The sequence below is a fragment of the Exiguobacterium chiriqhucha RW-2 genome (assembly GCF_000416965.1).
GTDB lineage: Bacteria > Bacillota > Bacilli > Exiguobacteriales > Exiguobacteriaceae > Exiguobacterium > Exiguobacterium chiriqhucha.
The window spans coordinates 699686-705844 of record NZ_ATCL01000014.1 but is presented as its reverse complement, the minus strand read 5'-3'; the positions used below and the strand labels follow the sequence as shown (position 1 = coordinate 705844).

Annotated in this window: 5 protein-coding genes; all 5 read right to left on the bottom strand. The window is 44.4% G+C overall.

Going from position 1 to position 6159, the window contains the following annotated elements:
• A partial coding sequence (locus M467_RS31695) for a hypothetical protein (protein WP_144060662.1) occupies positions 1–2339 on the bottom strand: 2339 nt, incomplete at its 3' end.
• Positions 2340–2489: 150 nt separating this feature from the next.
• Entirely contained in the window at positions 2490–3332 is an 843-nt protein-coding gene (locus M467_RS23195) for a flagellin (protein ID WP_021066574.1), read from the bottom strand.
• A 306-nt stretch (positions 3333–3638) separates the two neighbouring features.
• Positions 3639–4310 carry an EcsC family protein gene (locus M467_RS23190; protein ID WP_021066573.1) on the bottom strand — a complete coding sequence of 224 codons (672 nt, stop codon included), beginning with the start codon at positions 4308–4310 and terminating at the stop codon, positions 3639–3641.
• A gap of 99 nt (positions 4311–4409) precedes the next feature.
• Entirely contained in the window at positions 4410–5702 is a 1293-nt protein-coding gene (locus tag M467_RS23185) for a methyl-accepting chemotaxis protein (RefSeq protein ID WP_021066572.1), read from the bottom strand.
• A gap of 123 nt (positions 5703–5825) precedes the next feature.
• Positions 5826–6149 (bottom strand): hypothetical protein, encoded by a 324-nt coding sequence (locus M467_RS23180; protein WP_021066571.1) that lies wholly within the window; start codon positions 6147–6149, stop codon positions 5826–5828.
• Between the last annotated feature and the right edge of the window lie 10 nt (positions 6150–6159).

Sequence of the window (6159 nt, the reverse complement as noted above, 5' to 3'; positions counted from 1 at the left end):
ACCGTCAACTTCTGCACGAACGTCCCGTTCTTCACCGTGATTGTCGCTACGCCGTATGTTGCTCCTGCCGGGACCGTCAAGAGACCCTCGGCGTCCACGCTCACCCGGCTCGGAACAGAGCTCACATATGTCGTCCCCTCTGTGCTCGATGTGATGTCTCGTTGACCTTCTGGATATATACCTTTTACATCAAGTTGATAACTATCGTCACGATACATTGTTAATTCTGGATCGACTACCTCAATTTCAGAGAGGACATTACTTAAATCTTCAATCACTTTTACTATAACCTTTGAAAAATTAGCACCATTTTTAACTGTAACTGTAGCAAATCCATAAGATGCATCTAAAGGAACTTCAATAAGCCCAGTTCCGCCAACAGTTACTCTACTAGTTAAAGAACTAGTATAAGTAGTGTTTGAAGAGTTAGATATGGTCTCTGATGAACCATCTGAGAACAACGCTCGACTGTTAAGTTGAATATTCCCTCCTCTAAATAATTCGATTTCGGAAGGAGAGCTAACTACTTTTTCTATTGAAGGTGGACCAGTTAAATTTACTTCAATTGAAGTCGTCAAATCTCTATACCGCACTTCAATCTTAGTCTTCAAAACTGCATCAGTTAAATTTTTAATTAATCCATTAGAATCTATCGATACTAACTGAGGAGACTCATTGATGTACGTGATATCGTTATTAGTACCATTAATGTCGTATAAATTGCCATTAATTTCAGCTGAAACCCTAAGTTGATGAGTCGCCCCTTTAGAGAGTGACAAATTTGAAGGAGATACTATCAGACGATTTTCCTTTTCGTATTGTCCGGGCACCAAAACTTTGATTCGTTTATAGAAGGCGCCATACTTCACGTCAATAAAGTATTCACCTGATACAATATCCGCGCTCGCAGTAATCGTTCCATTGGCATCAATATTCAATTCTGTTGTATTTGTAGAATAAATTGTGCCAGTTTTCGTTGCACTAACATTAATTTCACTTCCATCTGAATAAGTTAAATACGTCGTAAGCACTTGTGTCTCACCTGGGTTAATTTCAATTTGTGAGTAATTAGAATCAATCCCAAAAGGAACTACGGGTTCTAACGAAATCAATCCTCTTACAGTAAAGTTATAGGGACTAAAGTCTCTCTTATTGTTCGCATAAGTATTCAATTCAGAATTATATATAGTAATATCGTTGAATCTAGCATCTCTTAACGTCATCGAATGCATTGTCCATTTTCCTAATTGATCATATTGATCAATTGGGATTTCAGCATAATATCTACCGTCAGTCAATTTCCTGAATTGGACATTAAAACTTGATTTATTTGGTTTTAAATATGTCACATTTACTGAATTTACTCCTGATAAATTATCATTGACCGTAGCAACTAATTTATAAATAGCCAACTTTGAAGATACTCGGGTAAGGGATCTTTCTAAACCATCCAACGTTGGAGGTGAAAAATCGGGAGTCGTATTAATTACTTTAAAACTATCGATTTCCATATCAATTTTTTCAGTCGCAGTTGGGTAAAACAATGAATTATAAACAGTTCTTGTATTCCAACCATCACTTAAATATACGGAAGATATTCTCCAAGTGCCTAACTCTTCAAATTGATTTGGATATAAAGACCCTTCAAATGTATTTGTAGTAGCTTTATATGACAAATATGCTGTAGTACTGGTTCCTCTTGGAGTAGTAAAATTAACATAAACCCTCTCCACTTCTAGCATATTATCTGTCGCTTCAACTTTTATTGATAACGGAGTCGTAGGAGAAACTAATAATTCGTCTGTCTCAGCATTCACGGTAATTGATGATAATTTAGGCGCTTCAAAATCATCTGGACGTAGAACTGGTGGACGTACTTCAGTCCCTGATACTACAAAAAAGTTTTCAGAAAAGTCGAACGTGTTAGAATAGCCTGAACCAGTTGAGTAATATGTAGTTCTGTTAGTTTTGTTATCTGTTAGCTCAATTGTATGTAACTTCCAATCCCCTACTTTTTCATAACGATCCACTGAAAAAACACCGTCAAAGAAATACCCGTCACTCTTGTGTAGATATATATACTTAGATATTCCTGAATCATGCCTAAAAACTGCTGTGACAGTTTTTACACCCGATAAGTCATCGGTGGTTTCAACTCTAAATTTCTGAGACTGCGTTGGAGTAACCGCACTTTCTTTAATTTCCACGGCAACTAAAGTTGGAGGCGTAGTATCAGGTTTTGGATCTTCAATAATAATATCCACCGCTTGAACTATTGGAGATAATATTACTATGAAAATCACTAATAACGTTAAAGTCTTCTTAATTTGCGCGTTCATAGAATCACAATCCTTAATTTGTATTTTTTAGAATTCAATAATGAATTATATTCCATTAGTAGTATCGGATGGTAATAAAAAACATTAAGCAAAAAGTCACTATTTCTTATTAGAAATAGTGACTTTTTGCTTAATGTTTGATTCTTAAAATTAACGTAAAAGTTGAAGTACAGCTTGCGGCTGTTGGTTAGCTTGACTGAGCATTGCTTGTGAAGCTTGGTTAAGGATGTTGTTCTTCGTGAAGTTCATCATCTCTTTTGCCATGTCAACGTCACGGATGCGTGACTCAGCAGCTTGAAGGTTTTCAGCAGATGTGCTTAAGTTGTTGATTGTGTGCTCGAGACGGTTTTGAGTTGCCCCCAAAAGTGAACGTCCTTTTGACACTGTTTCGATTTGAGTCGAGATTGTATCGATCAACGCTGTAGCAGTTGCTGAATCAGCTACGCTTGTTCCAGTCAACGTTCCAACAGCTGTTTCAACATCAGTCAAGTTGATTCCAGCAGTTGTGAAGTCGACAGTCATAGTTTGTGCGTTGTTAGCACCAACTTGGAATGTAACTGTACCAGCATTACCTGCAGTACCGTCTAAAAGAGTCTGTTCGTTGAACTCAGTGTTGTCCTTGATACGTGTGATTTCTTTACCAAGTTCAGCCAACTCGTCACCGATTGCATCACGGTCTACAGTTACGTTCGTGTCGTTCGATGCTTGAACAGCAAGTTCACGCATACGTTGAAGGATTGAATGTGTTTCGTTCAATGCGCCTTCAGCTGTTTGGATCATTGAGATACCGTCTTGTGCGTTTTTCGAAGCCATATCAAGACCGCGAATTTGTCCACGCATTTTTTCAGAGATTGCAAGACCAGCTGCGTCATCGCCAGCACGGTTGATGCGAAGGCCTGAAGATAATTTCTCCATTGCTTTCCCAGCGTTTGAAGTGTTTGCTGACATGTTGCGGTGTGCGTTCATAGCGTTAAGGTTGTGGTTGATAATCATTGTAATTTCCCTCCATAGGTTTAAGTTTTTTCCGCTCTTCCAAATCCATTTGTCCGAGCATACAAGGCTTAGGCCGGCCCCTCACCTTGTATTAGTTGGTAACGTTTTTGCGTTTCCATACTCTATATCGGAGCCATCGCGAATGTGTTTAGTGTTTTTGACAAATTTATTCTCAAACTGTGTACTTCTTCTCATTTCGTGTACAAAAAGAGATTTTTTCTATTAGTTCTGACAGAGTTCGAACCTCTTTCACACACTCCTCAATCACACAAAAAAACGCATGCTTCCGTATACGCTCTACTCTCATTATTCAGTTATGGTTACCACTTCAGGTGTCAACTCTACAAACAGTTCTTTCGCCGCCTTGGCAATCACTTTTGTCGTCGTCGCATCATACGTACCACCGATGACACCACCGACAAGCGGAACCATCTTCCCAAGATTAACGACCCCCGTATTCCCGAACTTCGTCAATAAGCGGAATCCGACTTTCTGATTGATTTTTTTGATGGTCGATCCAGGAATCTTCTTAATCATATTGACGGTCAATTTCTTCCCGACTTCTACCCCAGCTTTCCTCATCACTTCACCAGCTGCTTTTCCCGTCAACGCAATATAAACGAATGTCCGGATTTGATCATCCTTCAAGTCATACCCTCGCATGACGGCAATCGTCGCAATCATACGCATTTGAATATAGAGAACCGATCCGACGTTTGCTGGGATTGCGACCGGCATCAAAATCAGGCCGCTCACTCCCGCTAAGAATCCACTAGTCCCACATGCGGCCAATTGGGTCATAATTAAGCGATCAATCCCTTTTTCAACGCCATACTTTCTCGTATATTCCTCCGCCAGTTCATACGCCGTATCCATCGTCGGTACGCCATTCAACGATTTCTCATACGTCCAATCGAGTAATTCATTCATTTTCTCGACGGTTAATTCGTTCACCTTGCCAACGTTAAACTTCTCCACCCTGGTCACCCCTCACTTACGAATACACTCAGTATACGCGATAACCCTTTGACAAATCGTTTTCTACAGAAAAACGACCCATCGCTGGGCCGCTCCTTCTTACGCTTCCACTTTCACTTGCTCCGTCTCGTTCTGCAAACTCTCCGCGACACGGACGAGCTCCGTCATCGCGCCGTTCACTTCACCGAGACTGGCCGCCTGTTGGCTCGCCGCCGACGTGACTTCCGTCGCGTAGCGTGACGCCTCTTCGACCATGCCGACGATGCCGGCCGAGTTCGTGACGACCGAGTCGATCTGGCCACGCGACTCATCTAAGAGCGCATCGACCGAATGGACGTGGCTGTACACTTCGTTCGCCGAGTTGTGAATCGATGCGAACGCACCGCCCGCCTTCTCGACGAGACCGACGCCCGTCTCCACTTCCGCTTTCACGTTCGCCATCGAAGACGACGTGTCGCCGACGAGACGTTTGACGTCGACAATCAAATCCGTGATTTCTTGCGTCGAGTTCGCCGTCTGTTCGGCGAGCTTTTTAACCTCGGCCGCGACAACCGCGAAGCCACGTCCATGTTCGCCAGCCCGAGCCGCTTCAATCGACGCGTTCAAGGCGAGCAAGTTCGTCTGCGCCGAGATGTCACTGATAACGTCCGTAATGCGCGAAATTTCACCTGTCATCTCCGTCAACTTGCTGTTAAGCGTCGATGACTGTTCGACTTTGCCCGCAATCGCATGCATCGCATCGACCGACGACGAGGCGAGCCCTTTGCCGCTCTCTGCTTCTTGTTGCATCTCACTTGCTGATTCAAGCGCCGAGCCCATCTCTTGACGGATGTTTTCCATCGTCCGGGCGACGGCACCGAGCAAATCCATCGAGCTATACGTCGCGTTGACGTTGTCTTCAAGCATCTTGTTCAAGGCGTCCATCGCTTGGCGGATATTCTCGCCGGCGATATTCCCTTCTTGAACTGCTGCCGCGATTTCTTGCGCCGAACCGGTGAGCTGGTCCGCCGTGTAGCGCATGTTCGTTCCTTGTTCACGCAAGTGTCCGACCATGTTGTCCATCGAGAGGAGCAGGCGTCCCATCTCAGAACGGTCTGTCGTCGTCTCGTCCGCGAACACGACCGTCAAGTCGCCGTTACCGACTTCGACCGCCTTGTCCGAGGCCAATTCGATTGCCTTGAGTGGACGACGGGCGATCAAGTAGATGACGGCACCGCCGATTCCTGAAATGAGCAAGGCCACGGCCGTCCCGACGAGCATGACCTGACCTTTCGCCATCTCAAGCTCCGTGAGCAGTAAGAGCGTGATCCAGCCGACCGCTCCGCCCGTGATAAAGGATGTGACCAAAATCCAAGCGAGCAGTTGGGTCGTAAAGTTTTTGAATAGCTTCACTATGAGTTCCTCCTCTGTGTAATTCATCACCTACTATATCGTCCAAATCCCAGCTTTTGTATAGCGTTTTCAGTTGAAGTTTTGGTCAATGAAAAAACGCCCTTGTCACCGAGAGCGTCTTGATTAAAAACGGTCATCTTCACTTGTCTTACGTTCTTCGTTGTGCGTCGTCATAAGTGCATCGAGCGCGAGCGCAATCGCGGCTGCCCAGTGTAGCACCATGCCAATGAGCGGGATGACCCCGAGTACCGAAGCTGTGATGCCGACGATTGCCCCGACCGAAATTCGTTTCAGCCGCGACACCGATAAGACGAGCAAGACGATATGGAACACGAGCATGAACCCGAGCGGTGTGTAGCCCATACTGATGATGAACAGCCCACCGATTGCCGGGATGCCGAGGAACGCCTCAAAGGCGGCCCCGAGCCATTTCAAATTCCGAACCATTCGTCTCACC